The organism is Methylopila capsulata, assembly GCF_016907975.1.
GTDB classification, from domain to species: Bacteria; Pseudomonadota; Alphaproteobacteria; order Rhizobiales; family Methylopilaceae; genus Methylopila; species Methylopila capsulata.
This window is the reverse complement of the sequence record NZ_JAFBCY010000002.1, coordinates 353494-376527: the sequence shown is the minus strand read 5'-3', so window position 1 is coordinate 376527 and position 23034 is coordinate 353494. Positions and strand designations below refer to the sequence as shown.

At 66.6% G+C, this 23034-nt stretch carries 18 protein-coding genes; 12 read left to right on the top strand and 6 right to left on the bottom strand.

The window, feature by feature from the left end; genetic code table 11:
• Window positions 1-89: 89 nt before the first annotated feature.
• On the top strand, window positions 90-2513 hold the full coding sequence (locus JOD31_RS07465) for a membrane-bound PQQ-dependent dehydrogenase, glucose/quinate/shikimate family (RefSeq protein WP_204949670.1): 2424 nt from the start codon (window positions 90-92) through the stop codon (window positions 2511-2513).
• A 223-nt stretch (window positions 2514-2736) separates the two neighbouring features.
• Here JOD31_RS07465 and JOD31_RS07460 read toward each other — a convergent pair whose 3' ends face one another.
• Window positions 2737-3636, bottom strand: a complete 900-nt coding sequence (locus JOD31_RS07460) for a LysR family transcriptional regulator (RefSeq protein WP_204949669.1) — start codon at window positions 3634-3636, stop codon at window positions 2737-2739.
• A gap of 142 nt (window positions 3637-3778) precedes the next feature.
• Between JOD31_RS07460 and JOD31_RS07455 the strand changes: the two genes are divergently transcribed.
• The 10 genes from JOD31_RS07455 (at window position 3779) to JOD31_RS07410 (ending at window position 15229) form a co-directional block, all read left to right on the top strand.
• On the top strand, window positions 3779-4552 hold the full coding sequence (locus tag JOD31_RS07455; protein WP_204949668.1) for an SDR family oxidoreductase: 774 nt from the start codon (window positions 3779-3781) through the stop codon (window positions 4550-4552).
• A 206-nt stretch (window positions 4553-4758) separates the two neighbouring features.
• Window positions 4759-5028 (top strand): hypothetical protein, encoded by a 270-nt coding sequence (locus JOD31_RS07450; protein ID WP_204949667.1) that lies wholly within the window; start codon window positions 4759-4761, stop codon window positions 5026-5028.
• Between the two features lie 15 nt (window positions 5029-5043).
• Window positions 5044-6270 (top strand): low temperature requirement protein A, encoded by a 1227-nt coding sequence (locus JOD31_RS07445; protein WP_204949666.1) that lies wholly within the window; start codon window positions 5044-5046, stop codon window positions 6268-6270.
• A gap of 274 nt (window positions 6271-6544) precedes the next feature.
• The gene (locus JOD31_RS07440; RefSeq protein WP_204949665.1) at window positions 6545-7063 is read left to right on the top strand and encodes a sigma-70 family RNA polymerase sigma factor; all 519 of its coding nucleotides are present in this window, start codon (window positions 6545-6547) and stop codon (window positions 7061-7063) included.
• Window positions 7064-7179: 116 nt separating this feature from the next.
• Window positions 7180-8106, top strand: coding sequence for a FecR family protein (locus tag JOD31_RS07435; RefSeq protein ID WP_204949664.1), 927 nt, complete (start codon window positions 7180-7182; stop codon window positions 8104-8106).
• Window positions 8107-8222: 116 nt separating this feature from the next.
• On the top strand, window positions 8223-10874 hold the full coding sequence (locus tag JOD31_RS07430; protein WP_271206106.1) for a TonB-dependent receptor: 2652 nt from the start codon (window positions 8223-8225) through the stop codon (window positions 10872-10874).
• A 24-nt stretch (window positions 10875-10898) separates the two neighbouring features.
• Window positions 10899-11498: a biliverdin-producing heme oxygenase gene (locus JOD31_RS07425; RefSeq protein WP_204949663.1), complete on the top strand. Its 600-nt coding sequence runs from the start codon at window positions 10899-10901 to the stop codon at window positions 11496-11498.
• Between the two features lie 3 nt (window positions 11499-11501).
• Window positions 11502-12359: an energy transducer TonB gene (locus JOD31_RS07420; protein ID WP_204949662.1), complete on the top strand. Its 858-nt coding sequence runs from the start codon at window positions 11502-11504 to the stop codon at window positions 12357-12359.
• A gap of 585 nt (window positions 12360-12944) precedes the next feature.
• Window positions 12945-14009 (top strand): polysaccharide pyruvyl transferase family protein, encoded by a 1065-nt coding sequence (locus JOD31_RS07415; protein WP_204949661.1) that lies wholly within the window; start codon window positions 12945-12947, stop codon window positions 14007-14009.
• Between the two features lie 122 nt (window positions 14010-14131).
• On the top strand, window positions 14132-15229 hold the full coding sequence (locus JOD31_RS07410) for a polysaccharide pyruvyl transferase family protein (RefSeq protein ID WP_204949660.1): 1098 nt from the start codon (window positions 14132-14134) through the stop codon (window positions 15227-15229).
• A gap of 91 nt (window positions 15230-15320) precedes the next feature.
• Here JOD31_RS07410 and JOD31_RS07405 read toward each other — a convergent pair whose 3' ends face one another.
• From JOD31_RS07405 to JOD31_RS07385, 5 genes are all read right to left on the bottom strand, one after another.
• Window positions 15321-16418 (bottom strand): glycosyltransferase family 32 protein, encoded by a 1098-nt coding sequence (locus tag JOD31_RS07405; RefSeq protein WP_204949659.1) that lies wholly within the window; start codon window positions 16416-16418, stop codon window positions 15321-15323.
• A 291-nt stretch (window positions 16419-16709) separates the two neighbouring features.
• Window positions 16710-17531 carry an ABC transporter permease gene (locus JOD31_RS07400; RefSeq protein WP_204949658.1) on the bottom strand — a complete coding sequence of 274 codons (822 nt, stop codon included), beginning with the start codon at window positions 17529-17531 and terminating at the stop codon, window positions 16710-16712.
• 226 nt (window positions 17532-17757) lie between these two features.
• The gene (locus tag JOD31_RS07395; protein ID WP_204949657.1) at window positions 17758-18690 is read right to left on the bottom strand and encodes an ABC transporter permease; all 933 of its coding nucleotides are present in this window, start codon (window positions 18688-18690) and stop codon (window positions 17758-17760) included.
• Between the two features lie 9 nt (window positions 18691-18699).
• Window positions 18700-19860 carry an ABC transporter ATP-binding protein gene (locus JOD31_RS07390; RefSeq protein ID WP_204949656.1) on the bottom strand — a complete coding sequence of 387 codons (1161 nt, stop codon included), beginning with the start codon at window positions 19858-19860 and terminating at the stop codon, window positions 18700-18702.
• Between the two features lie 210 nt (window positions 19861-20070).
• Entirely contained in the window at window positions 20071-21177 is a 1107-nt protein-coding gene (locus JOD31_RS07385) for a polyamine ABC transporter substrate-binding protein (protein WP_204949655.1), read from the bottom strand.
• Between the two features lie 392 nt (window positions 21178-21569).
• Between JOD31_RS07385 and JOD31_RS07380 the strand changes: the two genes are divergently transcribed.
• Window positions 21570-22970 carry a glutamine synthetase family protein gene (locus tag JOD31_RS07380; protein ID WP_204949654.1) on the top strand — a complete coding sequence of 467 codons (1401 nt, stop codon included), beginning with the start codon at window positions 21570-21572 and terminating at the stop codon, window positions 22968-22970.
• Window positions 22971-23034 lie beyond the last annotated feature (64 nt).

Genomic DNA, 23034 nt, shown 5'->3' with positions numbered 1-23034 from the left:
ACCAAGGTCGGGTCATGAGAGCGGGCCCGGAGATGATATTCTCCCTCAAATAGATCAGACGCTTTGGGTAATTTTAGGAGCCATGCGTTATGAGTAATGATCACAAGAAATCCTATACCGACATCTATAACGTTATTATATTTTTATTTGGATCTGTTCTCGTTCTCATCGGCGCGGCGCTGTCCGTCGGAGGCGCGTTGCTGATATATCTTGGCGGCACATTTTACTATTTAGCTGCGGGAATTTTGGTTTTTTCCTCAGGAATTCTGTATTTCAAGAAAAACGCATGGGCTTTTTACGTCTATCTTGCGGCATTTGTGCTGTCGGTCGTTTGGTCGCTGTTCGAGGTCGGTCCGTCGCTCTGGCCGCTGATTCCGAGGCTGGCCGGCCCGCTGGTCCTGCTGATCCTCGCGGTGCTGTTGCTGCCCGTTCTGTCTCCCGCCAACGGCCGGGCTCTGCGGCGCGCCTACGGTTTGACGACGGGGGCTGCGGTCGCCGCGATGATCGTCGCAGTCGCGTTCGCGAGCGGGCAGGGTCCCACCCTCGCCGCGCCGGAACAGCGCCCAAACATCGCCTTCGACGACCCCGACAACGCGCCGGCGCCGGGCGAGTGGAGCGCTTACGGAGCTGGCGCCAGCGCCCAACGCTTCTCGAATCTCGACCAGATCACCCCGACCAATGTCGCTTCGCTGAAGCGCGTCTGGACCTATGCGACGGGTGACCTGCCCGATCGCTACGGATCGGAGCTGACCCCGATCAAGGTCGGCGGCCGTCTTTACGGCTGCACGCCGATGAACATCATGTTCGCCTTGGACCCCGCCACCGGCAAGGAAATCTGGCGCTACGATCCCAAGGTCCCCAAGGCCTGGATTCCCTACACCGCCGCCTGCCGCGGCGTGACCTACTTCAAGGATCCGAACGCGACGCAGGGAGCCGCCTGCGCCGAACGCATCATCGAGGGGACGCTGGACATGCGCCTCATCGCCGTCGATGCGACGTCCGGGCGGCCCTGCCCGGATTTCGGGGCGAACGGCAGCGTGGATCTGACCATCGGTCTGGCCCAGAAGGACACCGCGGACTCGCCGGTCGCGAAACTGATCCCGGGCACGACGGCGATCACATCGGCGCCGGTCGTCGTTCAGGGCGTCATCGTCGCCAATCATCAGGTGCTGGATGGCCAGCGTCGATGGGCGCCGTCGGGCGTGATCCGCGGCTACGACGCGGTGACGGGCGAGATCGCGTTCGCCTGGGACATCAACCAGCCGCAGCTCACCAAGCTGCCCGCCTCCGGCCAGTACTATTCGTTCGGCACCCCCAACAGCTGGGGGCCGCTCACGGGCGACGAAAAACTCGGTCTCGCCTACATCCCCATGGGAAATTCCGCGGGCGACTACTTCTCTTCACTGCGTTCGGACGAGGAGAACAAGTATTCTTCCGCGCTTGTGGCGCTCGACGTAAAGACCGGCAAGCCGCGCTGGGCGTTTCAGACGGTTCGCAAGGACGTCTGGGATTATGATCTCGGCGCCCAGGCGAGCCTCGTCGAGTTCCCGAAAGACGGAAAAACAGTCCCTGCTTTGCTCATCCCGACGAAGCGCGGCGACATCTTCGTGTTGGACCGGGCGACGGGCGAGCCGCTGGTTCCGATCGAGGAGCGTCCGGTTCCGCAGGGCGGCGCCGAGCCGGAGCAGCGCGCGGCCACCCAGCCCTTTTCGACCTATCACACGCTGCGCAAGGCCGATCTGACGGAACGGGACATGTGGGGGCTGTCCCCGATCGACCAGATGGTCTGCCGGATCAACTTCCGGCGGGCGCGCTACGACGGCCCGTTCACTCCGCCGGAGGTCAACCGCCACTCGATCGAGTACCCCGGCTACAATGGCGGCAGCGATTGGGGCGGCGTCGCCGTCGATCCGCGGCGCGGCGTCATCGTCGCGAACTACAACGATATGGCCAACTACAACATGCTCCTCCCCCGCGCCGAAGCCGACCGGGAGAAGCTGTTTGCGATCGGCGACAAGCGAGCGACGACCGGCGGTTCGAGCGCCGAGGGCGCGGGCGCCCAGGAGGGAACGCCGTTCGGCATTCTGGTCAACGCCGGTTGGCAGACGCCGGCCGGGGTGCTCTGCACCAGGCCGCCCTATGGCGGCATCCGGGCGATCGATCTCGCGACAGGCAAAACGCTGTGGGATCGTCCTTACGGCTCGGCCCGCCGCAACGGACCGTTCGGTCTGCCGACCTTCCTGCCCACGGAGATCGGAACTCCCAACAACGGCGGCGCGGCGGTCACCGCCGGCGGCTTGATCTTCATCGCCGCCGCGACCGACAATCTGATCAAGGCGATCGACATCAAGACCGGGGAGATCCTCTGGAGCGACGTCCTGCCCGCCGGCGGCCAAGCGACGCCGATGGTCTACGAGCAGAACGGCAAACAGTACGTCGCCGTAATGTCCGGCGGCCACCATTTCATGATGACGCCGGGCGGCGACAAGCTCGTCGCCTATGCGCTCCCCTGAGGGGGCGCGCCAGACCCATCATGACGTTCGTGTCGGTATAACGTGGCGGCGTATTCTCTCGATCGATCTCCGCTTCGGTCAATGGCGCCGTGGTTGTCGGATCTGCCGCGCCAGTGCAGGGAAGATGTCGGCAGAGCGACCGCTTCGGCGCCGCCGCGGGATGACACGGAGGAGCACGTCATGATGTGCGCCGAAGCAGGGGGCTCCGCCTCCTGCCAGGTTCCTATAACATCTCACGCTTCAGGAGTTGCTCAAGCCAATCGGCAAAGACCTGAAGCCTGCGGGAGAGATGCTGACGGTGCGGATAGAGCAGCGTCATCGGCATTGGCGCGGCCTGATGATGGCGCATCACCTCGATAAGTTCGCCCGCATCGATGTGGCGCCTCACATCGTAGGCCGGGATCTGGATGAGGCCGAGGCCGGCAAGGCAACAGGCGATGTAGGCTTCGGCGCTGTTCACGGTGACGCGGGCGCGCATCGGCAGCATCCGTACTTCGCCGTCCTCGATCCACTCCCAATCCTCGACCCGGCCGGTCGACGGCGAGGCATAGTTGACGGCGAGATGCGCGCCGAGATCCTCCGGGGCGCCCGGCGCGCCATGCCGTGCGAGATAGCTGGGGCTGGCGACATTGATCAGCGCGAGGTCGCCGATCTTGCGGGCGATCAAACCGGAGTCGCCGAGCGGCCCGACCCTCAGCACGCAGTCGATGCTCTCCTCGACCAGATTGACCGCCCGATCTGTGACGCGCAGCTCGATGTCGAGGCGAGGGTGATCGGCCAAAAATTCGGGCAGCGCCGGGGCGATGATCAATCTCCCGATCCGGCCCGGCACGTCGATCCTGAGGCTGCCGGTCGGCTCGACCGATGTCTGTCTGAACAGCCCCTCGGTTTCTTCCACATCGGCGATCAGCCGCAGGCATCGCTCGTAGAAGGCGGCGCCGTCCTGGGTCGGCGAGACCTTTCGTGTGGTGCGGTGCAGCAGGCGCGCTCCAACCCGCGCTTCGAGATTGATCACGGCGGCCGACACGGACGAGCGCGGCAGCCCGAGCGTGTCGGCGGCGCGGGTGAAGCTCGCGCATTCGACGACGCGGGTGAAAATGCGGAAGAGATCGATGCGGTCCAAGGGCGCTGGTTCTGTTGATTGTCCGTCATTCCTGACAGGTGATGTCAGGACGATAGGCTTTATGACATATCCATAGACGATATGTTGCGTTGCAGGAGTTGGTCGCCTGGCGGCCGCGAGACAACCCAAGGAGGCGACACCAATGACCGATCACAGCATCAAGGGAAAAACGGCTCTCATCGCGGGAGGCGCGAAGAACCTTGGCGGGCTGATCGCTCGCGACCTCGCGGCGCAAGGCGCGAAGGCGGTCGCCGTCCATTACAACACCAGCGCCACCAAGCCGGCCGCCGATGAGACGGTCGCCGCCATCAAGGCGGCTGGAGCGCAGGCTTTCGTTTTCCAGGCCGACCTCACCACGGCGGGCGCGAACGAGACACTGTTCGCTGACGCCAAGGCGGCGATGGGCGGCATCGATATCGCCGTCAACACCGTCGGCAAGGTGCTGAAGAAGCCGATGGCCGACATCTCGGAAGCTGAATATGACGAGATGACCGCGGTGAACTCAAAGAGCGCCTTCTTCTTCCTCAAGGAGGCCGGAAAGCATCTCAACGACAATGGCAAGATCTGCAGCGTCGTCACGTCGCTGCTGGGCGCCTATACGCCGTTCTACGCGGCCTATGCCGGCACCAAGGCGCCGGTGGAGCATTTCACGCGGGCAGCCTCGAAGGAGCTCGGCGAGCGGGGCATCTCGGTGACGGCGATCGGCCCGGGCCCGATGGACACGCCATTCTTCTATCCCGCCGAGGGAGCCGATGCGGTGGCCTACCACAAGACGGCTGCGGCGCTGTCGAACTTCTCCAAGACCGGGCTGACCGACATCGAGGACATCGTTCCCTTCATCCGCTTCCTCGTCTCAGACGGGTGGTGGATGACCGGCCAGACCATCCTCGTCAATGGCGGCTACACGACCAAGTAATCCACGAAGCGGCCGGGTTCTGAGCCCGGCCGCTTCGTTCTCGACTCGTGTTTCAATGACGCCTGGTGCGCCGCGCTCCATCAGGATTTCGGCACGCCGCGTTCGAGCGACTGTTCGAGATCGCCGCGCTGAGCGGGATGATCAAATATTACCGTGAGAACCTAAAGGCGCCGATGGCGCGACAGCGAGCTGAGAAAGGGCGCGCCATGCATATGCTGATGGTCATCGTCGCGGGAATCGTCCTGCTCGGGCTCTTCATCCTGTTCGGTCAGCTCTGGGGCGGCACAACCCCGGCGCTTGCGATGGCGGCGAAGATATTCGTTCCTGTCTGGCTCGCGGTCTCAATCGCCAACCTCTGGGTCGGCGTCAACAAGGCCGGCTACACCGTGGCGCAGGAGCTGCCGATCCTGCTGGTGGTCTTCGCCGTGCCGGCTGCGGCCGCAGCGGTCGCCGCCTGGCAGTTCGCCCGCTCCTGACACGCTGGAACGCCGATGACCGACAGCTCCAACGCCGACGCCTCCGACCATCACCCGCTGCTGCGCCGCCGCGACGGCCATCATGCGCGGGTGACCTTCGAGGAGCTGTTCTTCGATCTCATCTATGTCTTCGCGGTGACGCAGCTCAGCCATGAGCTGCTGACCAATCTGAACCTCACGGGCGTCATCGAGACGCTGATCCTCTGGTTCGCGGTCTGGCTCGGCTGGCAATACACCTGCTGGGTCACCAACTGGTTCGACCCGGAGACGCCGCGCATCCGCGGACTGATCTTCGCGGTCATGCTGGCGGGCCTCCTCATGGCCTCGGCCATTCCGGGCGCCTTCGGCGAGCGCGGCTGGATCTTCGCCCTCGCCTATGTCGCGATCCAGGTCGGGCGCACCGCCTATATCGTCTGGGAGCTCGGTCCGGATCATCCGCTCGCGGCCAACTACCGCCGCATGCTCGGCTGGGTCTCGATCGCCGCCGTCTTCTGGATCGCCGGCGTCTTCGTCGAGCATGAAGCGCGGATGGTCCTGTGGGCGGTTGCGGTTCTCTGCGAGTATGTCTCGCCCATGTTCGGCTTCGCGCTGCCGGGTTTCGGCCGCTCGAAAACCCGCGACTGGACGATCGACGGAGGTCATCTCGCGGAGCGCTGCCAGCTCTTCGTGATCGTCGCGCTCGGCGAGACCCTGCTGGCGACCGGCGCCACGATGGCGCGCGCCGAGATCTGGGACTTGCCCATCCTCTCCGCGCTGCTCGCGACCTTCCTCGGCACGCTCGCCATGTGGTGGCTTTACTTCGGCACGTCGAGCAAGGACGCGACCGACGCCATTACCCATTCCGATGATCCCGGCCGGATCGGCGCGTATTTCCACTACGTCCACGCCGTCCTGGTCGGCGGGATCATCGCGACCGCGGTCGGCAACGACCTCGTGCTCGCGCATCCCCACGACGGGCTTAAAGTCGCCTACGCGCTGACGCTGTCCGGCGGGCCGGCGATCTATCTGCTCGGCAGCGCGATCTACAAGAAGGTGGTCTATGGAGTCCTGCCGCCTCCGCACGTCGCCGGCGTCGTGGCGCTTTTGGCGCTCCTTCCCGTCGCGCCCTTTGTCGATCTCCTGACCATGGGGTGGCTGACGACGATCGTCATGGTGGCGGCCGCCTTCTGGGAGGGCCGCCTGGTGCGCAAGCGACACGAGGCGGACAAGCGGCAGGCGGCGCAGCGAGAACCCGGGCGGTAGGGGCGTTCGGGCGGGCATCCTGCGACGGCTTCCTCGATCTGCACAGGGCGGTCGCTGCGCGGCGGCACGATGGCGCGCGTCGAGGCCGCTGCGGGTCGGAAGCGAGGCCATGCTCACGCGAGCGGGCTTGGAGAAGCTCTGAGGCCCCTCAGAAGGTTCGCCCGTCAGCCGCTTCAATTGGATTGGAAAAAGTCTAAAGTATTGAAAATATTTATCATTTTCTGTTTGTCCGTGCTACGGAACGGCATCGTCGCCGACGAACGCCGGACCTGTGATGCGCCGCTGGAACCTCGACGCCCTGTTTCGCCAAAGCGCCAAGGCGATAGGCTATGGCCTCGTGCGGCGTGGGATGTCGCCTGACGCGGCGGGCGACATTGTCCAGGACGCGTTCGTGCGCCTGATGACCGCCTCGACCAACGACGCGCAGGACACGCGCCAGGACGATCGGCCTGAGGGCTATCTCGCCGTGGTCGCCCGTAACCTTGCGCTCGACGCGGCGCGCCGGGAGCGCATCGCTCCGTTCGCCTCGGTTCCACCGGAAACGCTCGCGATCGCGGTCGATCCGGAGCCTTCGTCCGAACGTCGCCTGGCCGACCGGCAGCGCCTCGCGCTGGCGGTGTCGGCCCTCGACGAACTGCCCGAGCGCACACGTCGGGCTTTCGAACTCAACCGGCTGGAAGGGCTGACCTTGGCGGAGGTCGGCCGCGAGCTCGAACTCTCCACCTCCCGGGCCGGAGCGCTGGTGAAGGAGGCCTACGCCCACCTTCGACGGCGGACCTCCGCCGGCGCCTGATCGCGGCCCCGCGGGCGCGCTCGAACGAGAAATCCGCTATCTCCGCTCGTTGTCGTTAGTGTAAGCGACCGGGCGGAGCCGTGGGCGCTCGGGACCTTTTGCGAGCCGGATCGAGGATGGCGGAGCGATTGCGGGACGACGACGGCCTCTGGAGCGAGGCGCTTGATCTGCTGCTCCGGCTTCAGGTCGATCCCGACAACCACGTCGCGCGGGAGACGGCGGAGCGCTGGCTTGCCCGCGGCGAGGCGCATCGTCGGGTCTGGGGCGAGGCGGTTCGCCTGCATGAGCTCGGGGGACAGGCGCTCGCCGCGCGGCGAGCCCCGCAGGCCCGCGCCGTCTCTCGCCGCCGCGTCCTGGCCGGCGGGGGCGCGGCCCTCGCGGCGGGCGCGGCGGGAGCGGTCGTTCTCCCCGGCGCGATCACGCTGGCGCGAGCGGACGTCGCGACCGGCGTCGCCGAGCGCCGGCAGGTCACGCTGCCGGACGGGTGCCCGGCGGAGCTCGGCCCCGAGACCGCCCTGCGCTACGGCTTCTCGGAGAACAGCCGGTCGGTGGAACTTCTCCGCGGCATGGCGTATTTCGCGCCCGTCGCCGGAGCCCGCGCCTTCGTCGCCAGCGCGTCCGGGGTGAAGGCCTCAACCGCGAGCGCGGCTTTCGAGATTCGGGAGGAGGCGAGCGTCGTCACGGTCGCCGTGGAGCGCGGGCTTGTCGAGGTGTCCACCGAGATTCGGCTGGGGCCCGGAGACTGGTGCGCTCTTGGCGACGATGGCCGCCTGGAGCGGGGGCGCACGCCGGTCGACCGGATCGCCGCCTGGCGCCAGGGGCTGATCTTCGCCGACAGCGACACCCTGGCCTCGGTCGCCGCGCGCGTGGCGCGCTGGAGCGCGGCGCGCGTGATCATCGCGGACGCGAGCCTGGGCGGAGAACGGATCAGCGGCGTGTTCGACCCGGCCGCGCCGCTCGACGCGCTCGCGGCGGCGGTCGCTCCGCTTGGCGGATCGGCGCGCGCCATCACGCCCTGGCTCGTCGTTCTTTCCCGCTTCTGAGCCCAGGGGCTCCTTCACGCAGGAAATTCCAAGGCGCCGTTCGTTCTCGAAAGCGGGGACGGATCGGACGCAAGCGCGCCGCTCCGTCGATCGATCAGTCATCGGGGACGACGGGCGTGACATCGGGACATCGGAACGAACGAGGCGCAAGGCTGCGCCTCGCGGCGAGCTTGCTGGCGGGCGCGGCGCTGATCGCCCCTGCGGGCGCCAAAGCGCAGACGGCGTCCGAACGGCCGTTCTCGGTTCCGGCGGGACGTCTCGGCGACGCGCTCGCCGCTTTCGGGCGCCAGGCCGGCCTCCAGCTCGCCTACCGTCCCGATCTCGCCGCGGGCAAGACCACCGCAGGTCTGTCTGGTCCAGCGACCCCGGACGCAGGGCTGCGTCGACTGCTCGCCGGCACGGGACTGACCTACCAGCTCACCTCGGCCCGGACCGCCGTCATTACCGCGGCCGCAGCCGCGGCGGACGACGCCCCAAACGCGGACGGCTCGCTGGTGCTCAGCCCGATCCAGGTGACGGGCGCCGGAGGGGTCGCGCCGGCGGACGCGCCTTACGTGACGCCGGCGCCGACCGCGCACATCTCGCGCGAGACGATCGAGCGTTTCCGGGGATCGAGCCCCGCGGACATCTTCCGCGGCACGCCGGGCGTGATGTCGGGCGAAGCCCGCAACGGCGCCGGCTCAATCGACGTGAACATCCGCGGCATGCAGGGCATGGGCCGCGTGGCGGTGACCGTGGACGGCGCAGAGAACGCGGTGACCGTCTATCAGGGATATCAGGGCGTCTCGAACCGCACCTTCGTGGATCCGGATCTGCTCGCGAGCGTCGACATCCTGAAGGGGGCGGACGTCGCGTCGTTCGGAACCGCCGGCACGGTCTCCATGCGGACGCTGGACGCCGGCGACATCGTCCAGGAGGGCCGCGACTACGGCGTCCGGGTGAAGGGCGGCTTCGGGACCAACACCACCAAGCCGAAGGCCGGCTCCGTCGCCGGCTACGCCTGGCCGACTTCACCCGTCGCGGCGCCCGTCGCGACTCCGTCCCCGGACGGCATGGACCGGCCGGGCTTCCTGGAGCCCACGAACGGCTCCGGCAGCGCGGTCGCGGCGGTCAGGCAGGAGAATTACGACCTCGTCGCCGGCTTCGCCTATCGCAAGCAGGGCAACTACTTCGCGGGCGAGAACGGGCCCGGCGCAAAGCCCGTCAACGTCGGGCCGCGCAGGATCTGCAACTCCGTCAATTACTGCCAGGACTGGCCCGCCTATGTGGAGAACGGCGGCATCGCGAACACCCGCAAGGGTGAGGAGGTGCTGAACACCCAGCTCGAAACGATGTCCTGGATCGCGAAGGGCACGCTTCGCTTCGGCGACGGGCAGAGCGTCCAACTCGGCTACACCGGCTTCCGCGGGGAAGCGGGCGACCGCATCGCCTCGCGCCTGACCAGCGATCGCGGCCAGGCGGTCCAGCAGGCGCAGACCTCCGGCTCGGACCTCGACACCGGGACGCTGCGCTACCGCTGGAACCCGGACGACAACGACCTGATCAACCTGAAGGCGAACCTGTGGTGGAGCCGCCTCGACCTGCGGAATCCGCTGCGCACGGGGTTTCTGCCGCCGAAGAAGGGCGATTTCCGCGCCGGATCGAACACCGACATGTGGGGGTCGGAAGTGACCAACACCTCGGTCGTGCCGTTGTCGTCCTTCGGATCCGTGGACGTCACCTACGGGCTGTCCTACCGCGGCGAAGACACGCGGCCGAGCCCCGGCACGCGTGACGCGGAGACCTGGCTCGACTACCGCGACGGGCGCCGGCACGAAGGCGCGGGCTTCGTGAAGTCCGCCTGGAAGCCGCTCGACTGGCTGACGGTGAACGGCGGCCTGCGCTACTCGCGCTTCTGGTCGGAGGATCGAAACGACCCTTATCTCGAGCGCAGCTACGACTACGACGCGAAATTGAGCGACGGCGGCTTCAGCCCCTCGGTCGGCGTGACGGTGGAGCCGATCAAGGGCGCGCAGCTGTTCGTGAACTACTCGAGCGCTCTGCGCGCGCCGAGCATCATGGAGTCGGTTTCGGCCTTCACCATGCAGGTCAATTCCGCGGTGAAGCCCGAGCGCTCCCGAAACTGGGAGGTCGGCGCCAACCTCGTCCGCGACGGCGTTTTCGCAGACGGCGACCGTGGCATGGTCAAGCTCAGCTACTTCAACTGGGACGTGAAGGATTACATCTCGCGTGAGTGGCGCCAGGCCCCCGAGGGGTGGTGGGGCATGCAGATCCACAATATTGACCGCGCGAGATTCTCGGGTCTGGAATTTTCCGGAAAGTATGAGGTGCACGATTTCACGGCGGAGTTGACGGCGAACTACTATCTGAATGTCGAGTTCTGCCGGACAGCTGGAGCCTGCGAGAACAAGTCGCTCTATGCCGATTATTCCACCAACCAGGTGCCGCCGGAGTACTCGCTGTCGCTGACGGCGTCCCAGAAATTCTGGGAGACGCTCACCATCGGCGGCCGTCTGTCCCATGTCGGCCCCCGCGCCATCGGCCATGGCGACGCCACGGCGCAGGGCGCAAGCACGTTCATCGCCTTGGTTGACTGGAAGCCCTACACGCTCGTGGACGTTTTCGCGCAGTACAAGATCAACACATACCTGACCGCGGATTTCCGTATCGAGAACCTCACCGACAAATACTACGTCGACCCGCTTGGGCTCGTGCTGCAGCCGGGTCCCGGTCGGACCTTCTACGCGTCGATGACGGCGACGTTCTGACGTCGGCGCGGGGGAGCACCAGAGATGACGGCGATGGACCTGTCGCGAGCCCAAGAGGGTCTCTCGAAACGGCTGAAATCGGACACCGCCGCGCAGCACGCGGAGCTGGACGCCGCGATCATGGCGGCGCGGCCGTTCGCGAGCCTCGATCTCTACGGCCGGTTCCTCGACGTGCAGCGCACCTTCCACCAGGACGTCGACGCGCTCTATGGCGATCCGGAGCTGATCCAGCTCGTTCCTGGGCTGCCCGCGCTTCGCCGCCTGCCGCTGATCGTCCGGGACCTGGCCGATCTCGGCCTGCCGCCGCAGGAGGACGTCGACGCCCCCGCCTTCGCCCCGGGAGAGGTTCACGACGTCGCCGAGGCGCTCGGCTGGCTCTACGTGGCGGAGGGGTCCAATCTCGGCGCCGCCTTCCTGCTCAAGCAGGCGGCGAAGCTTGGCCTGTCCGAACGCTTCGGCGCGCGTCATCTGGCACCCGCCGCCGAGGGGCGGGGCCTGAGCTGGCGGAGCTTCGCCGCAGCGCTCGACGCCGCCCCGCTCGACGCCTCCGGAACCGCACGCGCCGCGAGCGGCGCGCAAGCGGCCTTCGCCCGCATCCGAGGCCGGGTGGCGAAAGCCTTCTGAGCCATGGTCCGGACGGCGATGATCGGGGCGAGCGCGACCGACCACGACGTCCTGCGCTGGACGGCGGCCGCGCTCTGCGTCGTCGCGCTTCACGCCGGCGTCGCCTGGTGGGTCTTGCGCTCCCCGCCGGTCGCCCTGTCTCCGGGGCCGCCGCCGGCGGTCATGATCGACCTCGCGCCTCTGCCCGAAGCGGTCGCGACCGACGCCGAGCAGTCCGCGCCGGACGAAGTGTTCGCGGAAGCCGCCGAGGCGGCGGTCGCGTCGCGCTCCGAGGCGGTTCCGGAGGAGGCGGAGACCGAGGTCCCGGACGAGGCCGCGGAGACGGCGCTCGACGACGCTGTCGAGCCCGACCTGCCGGAGCTGGAGTCGGTCGAAGTCCCGCTCCCCGCGGCGCGGTCGCCGGTTCAGCCTGGGGCCGAGGCGCCCTCCGTCACGCGTCCAAGGCCGAAAAGGCCCAGCGAGCGTCCCTCGGCCCCTAGCGCGTCGCGGCCGTCCTCGACGGCTCGGCAGCAGGCAAGCGCCCCGGTGAACGTGTCGAACCGCACCGCCGCCTCCGAGAGCGCCTCCGGCGCCTCCGGCGAAAGCCCGGTGACGTGGCAGGCGCGCCTGATGGCGCACCTGGAGCGGCGCAAGCTCTACCCCTCCGCCGCCCGGGCCCGCGGCGAGACGGGGACCGCCTACGTGCGGTTCCGCATCGACGGCGAGGGCAACGTGCTCTCGGTCTCGCTCGCGCGGTCGTCCGGCCATTCCGAACTCGATCAGGCTGTGCTCGCGCTCGTCCGGCGCGCCTCGCCGGTGCCCGCGCCGCCCCCCCAAGCGCAACGCATGATCACCGCGCCAGTGCAGTTCAGCGTTCGGTAGGCTCGCGCAACCGGCCGACATGTCTCTCTGCATGATCCCGGCGACAGGCCGCGCCGTCGCTCATGACCGACGACGGCGGGACGAAGCGAAAGCCTGCGCGCGGCGGCTCCGGCTGCTCGCTAACGGGCCGGGATCTCCGCTGCCCAATCCGAAATGCGCCGCGCCCGGGAAGCGTTGCGAACGTCCAAGCCGCGGAAGTTGGCGACACGGGGGCCTGGACCCGGCGATGCCTGACGTTTTGCTCCTCATGGCCTCGCAAAGCGACGTCGTCGGCGCGGACGGCGTGCGGAGAGCGGCGTGGTGGTCGCCGACATGGTCTCCCAGGCCAGCGGCGCAATTTGCGCGCCGTTGACCCGCGCGGCTCGCCTGTCGGATGCGACAGTCCGCGTCGCCGGCGTCAAGGCGATCCGCTAGACCTTGTTCGCACGACGAACAAGGTGCCGCGCAGACACAGTGGCGCCGCGATGCAGCAATCCGTGGACGCGTCCGTTTAACGGATCCCGCAATCATGATAGTTCAGAAGGTGGTCTCCTCGGGGAGTTGCAGCCGTGATCACGGTGTTGTCATAAAGGAGGCGTTGCTCTGATGGATGAATTGCCCGGGCTCGTGGTTCGTGGTTTTTACGGCAATAACAACTGTGGCGACGAAGCTCTGCTCGCTACGATGATCCAATACTTTTCTGATGATTACCGAATAATTGTATCTGCAAATAATCTTGTTTACGTCAAAGAAAAATTAATAACCCCGAAAATTCCGCCTTACGATAAGCTGAAGGTGATCTGGAGCTTGAACCGAGGAGCGCTAGCTGCGCCCGATGTGGCCGGCCTTCTTCTGGGGGGCGGCGGGCTTGGCCTGGGTTTCGGCTGGGATCAATATATGTTTGCTTGGCGGTATGGAAAGAAGATTATCCACACCGGCGTTCATATTACTGAGGAGTTTATCTCGGAGAGTTCTGCCGACTTCAACAACGTGACGTCGACGTTCCTGCGCGCTGCCAACTTCTTCAGCGTTCGGCATCGCCGGTCGATCGTCGTGGCGGAGAGGTTGGGCGTGCATCCGAAGTACGTGCCGGATTGGGCGTTCGGCCTCAATCAGACGGAGGGGCCCAAGCCCAAGGGCGACTATATCGTCGTCACGATCAGGGCCGACACGAACCGCAACAATCCCCGGACGGCAGTGTTCCTGAAGAGCATCACGGACTACGCCGCGGGCGAGGGGCTCAACGTGGCGCTCGTTCCCTTCGACGCCAGCGACCAGAATCTCACTCGATCCTTGGACATCAAGGGCGAGATGATGGGCAATCTCTTCAGCAAGCCGACCTACGTCAAGTACCTGCTGGGGCAGGCCAAAGCCGTGTTTTCGCTCGGCCGCTATCATCCGCTCGTGTTCGGTATGTCGAACGACGTCCCGACCTTCAGCCTTGACACCGTCCGGCCCGGCCGCTCCGACGACAAGACCTGCCTCCAGCTGGTCGAGGACGGGCTCGAAGCTTTCCATTTCCCGACGGATCGGATCGAGGAATTTACGCCGGCGGAAATCGCTCGCCTCGTCCGCCTCTACGGCGGCGACGGCCTTGCGAAGCCTTTCCTCGGGCACAAGGCCGCGGTCGACCAAGCTGCGGCCGACATTCTTCAGGTGCTCAAATCGTAACCTCGCGTCGACCGTCGCAGCCCGCCGAAACGCGCCCTTGAGTCCCAGGGCGCCGCTGCGGGAATGCGCTTGCTTTCAGAAATCGCTTTCGAACATCCTTACGCGGCGAGAGGAGCCGAACATTGCCGAAACCCATTTCCGCCGCCAAAGTCGATCCGAAGTCGTCGCCTAAGCAGGTGGTGCTTCGCGGGTTCTTCGCAAAAGGGAACATGGGGGACGAGGCGCTCTCGCACTCCATCGTCCGCCACATCGGGCCTGAGTTCTCTTACAAGTTCGCGCTGAACTCACCGGCGCTCGACGCCACGGCCACCCACTGGCCGTACAAGGGCGCGAAGTGCATCGACTCCCTCAATCGCGGGGAGGTGATGAAGCCGGACGTCTGCGGGTTCTTTCTGGGCGGCGGCGGCCTGGGCCTGGGCTTCGGCTACAACCAGATGATCTGCGCGCGCCGGGCCGGGAAGGCCATCGTGCACTCGGGCGTGCACATCCACGAGGACTTCTTCTCGAAGAAGGACCCGGTGATGGTGGACGCGAGCCGGGCCATGCTCAAGCTCGCGCATGTCACGACCGTTCGCGACCGTCTCTCGATTGACGTGCTGAAGCACTACGATGTGCCGGGCGAGTGGGCCCCGGACTGGGCGTTCGGGCTCGCGGCCGAACCTTGGGCCGCGCCTTTGCCCAGCTCCGACTACATCGTGGTCACGTTCCGCGCCCGGCCGCCGGACGACGTCGAGCTGATCACGCCATGGCTCCAGGGCGTCCGGGATTTCGCGGCCTCGCTCGGATGCGAGATCGTGGTCGTGCCCTTCGACGCGGGCGACGCCAAGCTGGCCGCGAAGCTCGGCTTCGGCGATAAAACGATCAAGGATCTCTACTTCGCGCCCGAGAAGGCGAAGCATGTCATCGCCGGGGCGCGCGCGGTCGTGTCCTTCGGCCGGTTCCATCCCGTCGTGTTCGCCTTGGCCGAGCACGTGCCCGCGTTCGCGGTCGACTTCTGGTTCGCGCGGGAGACGGGCCACAAGACGACTCTCCTGCTGCGCGAAGACGGCATGGAGGAGGGCATCTATCACCGCGGATTGCTCGATGACTTCACGGCCGACAAGCTCGGCGCGCGGCTGTCGCGGTTGCAGGCCAAGATGAAGAAGAAGCCCTTCGCCACGTATCCGACGATGCTGGCGGATCTCGGCAAGCGCATTCAAGCGCTCATGCACGCCCACTGAATCGGGGGCCGGTCGTCGCCCGACCCCGGGGCGACGACCGCAAGGTCTCGGCGGATGGGCGCCGCCGGGCCACCAGCCGGACGCCTCGCCCTTACCGCCAGGGCTTCGCGCTGAAGAAGAGCATCGCTCTCTTCTTGTTGATGGCCCTAAGGGCTTCGTGACGGTCGTCGAAATCGGCTTTGCCGAGGGTGCCGACGTGATCGGGCGAGATCGTGTTGCAGCCGCCGACCAGCGAGGCCGTCAGCAGGCACGCGCCGACGCTCCACCATGCCGACTCCTGCGGCATCCGTTGCCATGACGGCCCCATGGCGTCGAAATAGCGCTTCATCACCGGGTGCCCGGCCGTGCTGCCGAGCACGGAGTTGGTGACGTAGAGGCCGCCCGCCGTCATCTTCCGATACGACTTCGCCGCGAGGCAGAGCATGCCCCGCATGGGCAGCACCTCGTGGAGGGGATAGCCCGTGTCTACGGGGAACATGTCCATGTCCACGTAGAGCCCCCCGTGCAGCGCCAGAATCTCGGCCCGCAGGATGTCGGCTGCGCCGGCATATCTCTTCTGGCCATAGAAGCTCTGGAACGGCGCTCCGGCGTAACAGCTCAGCGTCTTGCAGGCGTCTTCATCCCACAGGCGGTAGGTGTAGCCGTACTTCTCGCACCACTCGCCCCATTCGTCCTGGGGCTGCTGCGGCGCGGCTCTTCCGCCGATCCAGATCTGATGGATCGTGCGCGGGATCTCGCGGCCGCCATGGTCGCAGGCCTCGCGCATGAAGTCGAAGCCGACATGGGGAAGATGCGTGAAGTTCCGCGGCTCCGGCGAACGGAGCGTCGTCAGTCCGGCTTCGACGACCGAGTCGCTGCTCTTCTGAGCCAGGCGGAAGCGCAGCGCATGCTCGCGCGCCGTGTAGCCCGCGCGGGACAGGATGGACTTCTCCGGGCGGACCCGGACGGCGTTCTCCAGCAGATGGGCCGTGGCGTCGTGATGCTCGTTCTTCATGGCGGCGGACGCGAGATAAACCACCTCTTCGTAGTCCGTGAGATCGAGCGCCAGGATCTCGGCTATGGTCGCGGCGACCACGTCCTCGGCGTTCGTCGCCGGATTGAGGCGGCTGGCCAGGCGCCTGATCTCGAAAGGCATCACGTGGGTCGACGCCGAACCGGACTCGGAGTCGAGATTTTCAGCCATCGCCATGCGTGAAGATCCTTCAATGTGTTCGAAAAGGTGAACGTGACTGTAAGAAAAAGCGCAGTTACGGACTTTGATCTACGGGGGACAGTGGCCGGGCGATTGCTCCCTGTGCGCGGGGCGCTTCATCCCAGGCGGATTCAGCCGGAACCGTATCGACTATACATGACGGCATTAAGCGCCGAACATCCGACGACAGTCGCCCAGCCCGGCCGTGGAACCGTCGCCAGGACAGCCACCAGATGGCAGCGGGCGGGTCAAGCGCTTTCCCCTCGTCCGCGGCCCCGCCACGGCGCCTCAGCGTCCCGCGGCGGCGGCGCGCTCGGCCTTCACCCGCTCGGATTCGGCCCGCTTCGTCGCGACCGAAGCGGCGATGACGCCGATGGTCACGATCGCGATCATGATGGTGCAGACGGCGTTGATCTCGGGCTTCACGCCGAGCCGCACCGAGGAGTAGATCCGCATCGGCAGCGTGGTCGCGCTCGGGCCGGTGGTGAACTGTGAGATCACCAGGTCGTCGATCGAGAGCGTGAAGGCCAGCATCCAGCCCGAGACGATCGCCGGAAGGATGATCGGCAGCGTCACCACCAGGAAGGTCTTGAACGGCGGGCAGCCGAGATCCATCGCCGCCTCTTCGAGGCTCTTGTCGAAGGTGATCAGCCGGGACTGCACCACGACCGCCACGAAGCACATCGAGAAGGTGACGTGCGCCAGCAGCAGCGTGAGGAAGCCGCGGTCGAGGCCGATCGCCACGAACAGCAGCAGCAGCGACAGGCCGGTGATCACCTCCGGCATCACGAGCGGCGCATAGACCATCCCTGAGAACAGGGTCCGGCCGGGAAAGCGCGTCATGCGGGTGAGGGTGACGGCCGCGAGCGTGCCGAGCACGGTCGCGAGCGTCGCCGAGATCAGCCCGAGCCGCACCGTGACCCAGGCGGCCTCGAGCAGTTGCTCGTTGTGGAGCAACGCCACGTACCAGCGCGTCGAGAAGCCGCCCCAGACGGTCACCAGCTGGCTGTCGTTGAACGAGTAGATCACCAGCAGCACGATCGGCAGGTAGAGGAACGCGAAGCCGAAAGTGAGCGCGACGATGTTGACGGAGGAGAGCCCCTTTTTCATACGCGCGCTCCTGACTGGGAGGGAGCGAGGCGCGTCGTTGAGGGATAGGCGCGACGCGCGGGTCCCCCTCTCCCCTTGCGGAAGAGGGTAAGGGGTCGTCCGGGACGACCTCCAACCTGGCAGGATGTCTCGGACGACCCCTCATCCGACCGTCGGCCGACGCCGCCGTCCACCTTCTCCCGCAAGGGGAGAAGGGAAAGGGCGCCCGGCACGGACTTGGCGCGCCTCACTTTTTCGCCCCCACTTCGCGGGCCTGCACGTTGTTGTAGATCGCGATCGGCAGCACCAGCACCAGCAGCAGCAGGACGGCGATCGCCGAGGAGACCGGCCAGTCGCGATTTGAGAAGAACTCGCTGTAGAGCGTCTTGCCGATCATCAGCGTCTCGGACCCGCCCAGCAGGTCGGGGATGACGAACTCGCCGACCGCGGGGATGAAGACGAGGAAGCAGCCGGCGACCACGCCCGGCAGCGAAAGCGGCACCGTGATCTGCCAGAACGCCTTCCACGGCGGCGAGCCGAGGTCCGCCGCGGCCTCCAGCAAGGTGTCGTCGAGCTTCTCGAGGCTCGCGTAGAGCGGCAGCACCATGAACGGCAGGTAGGAATAGACGATGCCGATGAAGACCGCCGTCTCGGTATTCATGATGTAGAGCGGCTCGGAGATGATGCCGGTCCAGAGCAGGAAGGCGTTCAGCAGGCCCTCGGGGCTCAGGATGCCGATCCAGGCGTAGACGCGGATCAGCAGCGAGGTCCAGAACGGCAGGATGACCGCCATCAGCAGCAGCGGCCGCCAGCCCTTGGGCGCGCGCGCCATGGCGTAGGCCATGGGATAGGCGATCAGCAGCGTCAGCAGCGTCGAGATCGTCGCGATGCGCAGGCTCGAGAGATAGGAGGCGACGTAGAGCTCGTCCTCGAACAGGATGCCGTAGTTCTCGGCGTCGAGCCCGGTCCACCAGTCCTTGATCCCCTGCCAGCCCTGCGCGAGGTCGAGCAACGGCTCGTAGGGCGGTTGCGCGATCACCGTGTCGGAGAACGAGATCTTCAGGACGATGAAGAACGGCGCGAGGAAGAAGACCAGCAGCCAGAGATAGGGGATCGCGATGACGAGCCGTCGCCCCCAGGGGCTGGTTCCGGCGGGCGTGGGCGCGGACGCGTCGGTCATGGCCGCTCCTCAGCTCGTCAGCAGGACGCCCGCGTCCGGCGCGAACCAGACGTGGACCTTGTCGTCCCAGGCGATGGGCTGGGTCTCGCTCCGCATGACGTTGGCGCGGCTGACGCGGACGATCTTTTCGGAGTTTTCGGCCTTCACCAGGAACACGGTCCAGTCGCCGAGATAGGCGATGTCCCAGACCTCGCCCTTCAGCACGTTGGTCGCGTCGGCCGGCGGCGGGTCGATGGAGATCCGCACCTTCTCGGGCCGCACCGCGAGCGCCACGCTCGCGCCGGGGGACGCCTCGCCGGCGGCGCTGAACGTCGCGCCGACCTCGTCGCTCTTCAGCGTGACGAGGCCGCCGGCGCTGGCGGCGACCTCGGCCTCGAACAGGTTGATGTCGCCGATGAAGCCCGCGACGTAGCGGCAGCTCGGCTGCTCGTAGATCTCGCCCGGGGTCGCGACCTGCACCAGCTTGCCGTGGTTCATGACCGCGATCCGGTCCGCGACCGTCATCGCCTCCTCCTGGTCGTGGGTCACGATCAGGAAGGTGAGCCCGAGCTCCATCTGGAGGTCCATCAGCTCGAACTGGGTCTCCTCGCGCAGCTTCTTGTCGAGCGCGCCGAGCGGTTCGTCGAGCAGCAGCACCTTCGGGCGTTTGGCGAGCGAACGGGCGAGCGCGACGCGCTGGCGCTGGCCGCCGGAGAGCTGGTGCGGCTTGCGGCTCGCGAAGGGCTCGAGCTTGACGAGCCGCAGCATCTCCTTCACCCGCGCCTCGATCTCGGCCTTCGGCAGCTTGTCCTGCTTGAGGCCGAAGGCGACGTTCTGCTCGACCGACATGTGCGGGAACAGCGCGTAGGACTGGAACATCATGTTCACCGGCCGCCGGTACGGCGGCACGCCGACGAGATCCTGACCGGCGAGCGTGATGCGGCCCGACGTCGGCTCCTCGAAGCCCGCGAGCATGCGCATCAGTGTGGTCTTGCCGCAGCCGGAGGGGCCGAGCAGGGCGAAGAACTCGCGGGCATGAATGTCGATCGACACGTCGTCGACGGCGGTGAAGTCGCCGAAGCGCTTCACGACGTTCTCGAACCGGATGAGCGGGACCGCGGCGGGGTCGAGCCAGGGCGCGAAGGAGCGCCGGATGGGGCCGAGGGCTTTCTGGGCGGGCTTCAGCGCCATGAGGTCATCCAGCCGCGGGAGGGAAGGGATCGGGGAAGCTTGGGTCAGGCGCCGTCCCGGCCGGAGAGCCGGGACCGTTCGCAAACAGCGTCTCCGCCGCGTCATGGTCCGGCTTGCCCGGACCATCCACCCCGATGTGACGCTCGAGGCCCGGGATGGATCCTCCGGTCAAGCCGGAGGATGACGCCGTCAGGCGGAGGGGGGCGTCGCTTACCGCCCGCTCTTCGCCTTCGTCCAGGCGCGCGTGAGCGAGCGCTGGGTCTTCGAGTCCTCGATCGTCGGCACGGTGTAGAGCCGCGCGAACACCTCCGGCGTCGGGTAGATCGCCGGGTTGGTCTTGACCGCCTCGTCCAGGAACTCCTGAGACTTCAGGTTGCCGTTGGCGTAGGAGACGAAATTCGAGGCTTTGGCCGCAACCTCGGGCTTCAGGATGTAGTTCAGGAAGGCGTGGGCCTCCTCCGGGTGCGGCGCGTCCGCGGGGATCGCCATCTGGTCGAACCAGAGCTGCGCGCCCTCCTTCGGCAGCGAATACTCGACGTTGACGCCCTTGCCCGCCTCTTCCGCGCGGCTCTTCGCCTGGAAGATGTCGCCGGAATAGCCGACGGCGAGGCAGATGTTCCCGTTCGCCAGAGAATTGATGTACTCCGAGGAGTGGAACTTGGTGATGAACGGCTTCAGCTTGGCGAGATGCTCGGCCGCCTTCTCCACGTTCTTCACGTCCGACCAGTCCGGCGGCAGGCCGAGATAGGTCATGACGGACGGAAGCAGGTCCTCGGGGCTGTCGATGAACATGACGCCGCAGCCCTTGAGCTTCTTCAGGTTCTCAGGGTCGAAGGCCAGCTTCCAGCTGTCGGTCGGCGCGTTGGGAAACGCCTTCTTGACCTTGTCGACGTTGTAGCCGATGCCGGTCGTACCCCACATGTAGTTGATGGAATAGGCGTTGTCGGGATCGTATTTGGCGATGCGCTGGTAGATCTCGGGCCAGGCGTTGGAAATGTTCGGCAGCTTCGATTTGTCGAGCTTCTGGAACACGCCGGCCTTGATCTGGCGCGACAGGAAGGTCGCGGTCGGCACCACCACGTCGTAGCCGGTCTTGCCGGCGAGAAGCTTGGTCTCGAGGATCTCATTGGAGTCGAAGACGTCGTAGACGACCTTGATGCCGGTTTCCGCCTCGAAGTCCTTCAGGATCTGCTCGTCGATGTAGTCCGACCAGTTGTAGATCCGCACTTCCTTCGCCTGTGCCAGGGCCTGCCCGGTCAACGCCAGAGCGAAGCCGCACGCCGCGATAAGCGATCGCGCCAAACGTTTCGACGTCATTCGTCGCTTCTCCACATCCCCGGATGGACCGCCCCGCGACGGCCGTCGACGGCAACGCTAGCCCTGCCGCGTGACGCGCACAACACATTCTCTGCCCGCTCGCGCGCCATGCCTCGAATCGATGCGGCGCCGCAGCGATTGATTTGGCCCGCGGCCTCAGGCAGGCTTGAGGCGCGTCGGGGGATCCGGCGTCGGGCGGGTCCTCACCGCCTCGCGAGCGCTCCTCGACCTCCTGCGATCGACCCGATCCGGAGCGCGCCGCAAGCAGCGACAGGCTCCTTCGGGCCTTGCGCGCCGTCGCCATGTCCGCCGGCTCGGGTCAAGCCGTGAGACGGCCTCTTCCGTTCTCTGAACGGGACGGGGGCCGTGCGGCGCCATCGCGAAGGTGCTTGATGAGCAAGAAAAAGCGCAGCGGCCTCAAGGAGGCGATCGCCGACCGGAGGGGCGCGGCGACGGCCGAGGACGCGCGCCAGTGGGTGCTCGACCGGGGCATCGAGGAGCTCGAATGCGTCGTGCCGGACCAGGCCGGCGTCGCGCGCGGCAAGATCATGCCGGCGGCGAAGTTCTTCGCCTCGCCCACCATGAACATGCCGTCCTCGATCTTCCACCAGACCATTTCCGGCGGCTACGCGGCCGACGACGAGCCGGGCGGCGGCGACCCGGCGGACAGCGACCTCGTGCTCGAGCCGGACTTCTCCACGCTCGCCGTGGTGCCCTGGGCCTCCGACCCGACGGCGCAGATCATCCACGACGCCTTCCACCGCGACGGCCGCCCGGTCGAGGTCTCCCCGCGCCAGCTGCTGAAGCGCGTGGTCGACCTCTACGCCAACAAGGGCTGGACCCCGGTGATCGCGCCGGAGATCGAGTTCTATCTCGTCAAGCCGAACACCGACCCCGACTATCCCCTGGAGCCGCCGATCGGCCGCTCGGGGCGCCCCGAAACCGGGCGGCAGTCCTACTCGATCTCGGCGGTGAACGAGTTCGACGAGCTGTTCGAGGACATCTACGACTTCTCGGAGGCCCAGGGGCTCGAGATCGACACGCTCATCCACGAGGAGGGCGCGGCGCAGATGGAGATCAACCTGCGGCACGGGCACCCGCTCGCGCTCGCCGACCAGGTCTTCATGTTCAAGCGCACGATCCGAGAGGCGGCGCTCAAACACAACATCTACGCCACCTTCATGGCGAAGCCGATCGCGAACGAGCCGGGCTCCGCGATGCACATCCATCAGTCCGTGGTCGATGCGGAGGGGAGCAACCTCTTCTCCGACAAGCAAGGCAAGCCCTCCTCGGAGTTCTTCTCCTTCCTCGGCGGCACGCAGAAGTACCTGCCCACCGTGATGTGCGTGATGGCGCCTTACGTGAACTCCTACCGCCGGCTGACCCGGCAGTCCTCGGCGCCGATCAACGTGCAGTGGGGCTACGACAACCGCACCACCGGCATCCGCGTGCCGCCCTCGGGCCCCTCGGCCCGGCGCGTGGAGAACCGGGTGCCGTCGTCCGACGCCAACCCCTATCTCGCCATCGCCGCCTCGCTCGCCTGCGGCTATCTCGGGATGATCGAGGGCCTCACCCCCTCCGAGCCGATCGACGGCTCGGCGCACGGCCTCGACTACGACCTGCCGCGCGGCCTGCTGGAGGCGGTCGCCACCTTCGAGAACTGCGAGGCGCTGCACAATGTGTTCGGCAAGACCTTCACCGCCACCTATGCGGCGATCAAGCGCGCCGAGTTCGAGACCTTCATGCGCGTTATCAGCCCGTGGGAGCGGGAGTACCTGCTGCTGAACGTGTGAGGCCACACCCGCCGTCATCCCGGCCGCCGCGCAGCGGCGAGCCGGGATCGTCAGGTGAGGTAGG